Raw genomic sequence first — 508 nt, forward strand, 5'->3', positions numbered from 1 at the left:
CTCATGATGTCGGGCACACCGTAGTCGTCGTACAGCCCGATCTCGTAGGCGTGGATCTTCTCGATCTGTGACGACTGGGTGGCCAGGACCAGCGGCAGATAGTCGGCGGCGAACCCCGGGAAAATGCCCGACCCGTAGAACGAGGCGTGGCCTGCCTCAGCGGCGGCCTCGAGCTGGTTGCGCCAGTCCGGTGAATAGTACGACGGCGGGTAGACCAAGCTCGTGGATGACGTTGACACCACGTTGATTCCCGCCTCGAGCAGCCGCAGATAATCCGGGACCGCGCCGGCGTCACGCTCGGGTCCGCTGGCCGCATACACCACGCAGTCCGGCCGCAGGCCGATCAACGCCTCGGCATCGTCGGTGGCCGTGATCCCGATCGGTTCTCCACCGGCGAGTTCACCCGCGTCGCGCCCGACCTTGTCCGGCGTATGCACCCACACACCGACAAGGTCGAGGTCGGGCCGGCGATGCACCGCGTCGACCGCGATGGACCCGACGCCTCCTG

Annotated in this window: 1 pseudogene; it reads right to left on the minus strand. The window is 66.9% G+C overall.

The features are described from left to right. Positions 1-508: pseudogene (locus A5651_RS14900) on the minus strand (dihydrodipicolinate reductase); the annotation flags it as partial.

The sequence above is a fragment of the Mycobacterium sp. 1274761.0 genome (genome assembly GCF_001668615.1).
Classification (GTDB): domain Bacteria; phylum Actinomycetota; class Actinomycetes; order Mycobacteriales; family Mycobacteriaceae; genus Mycobacterium.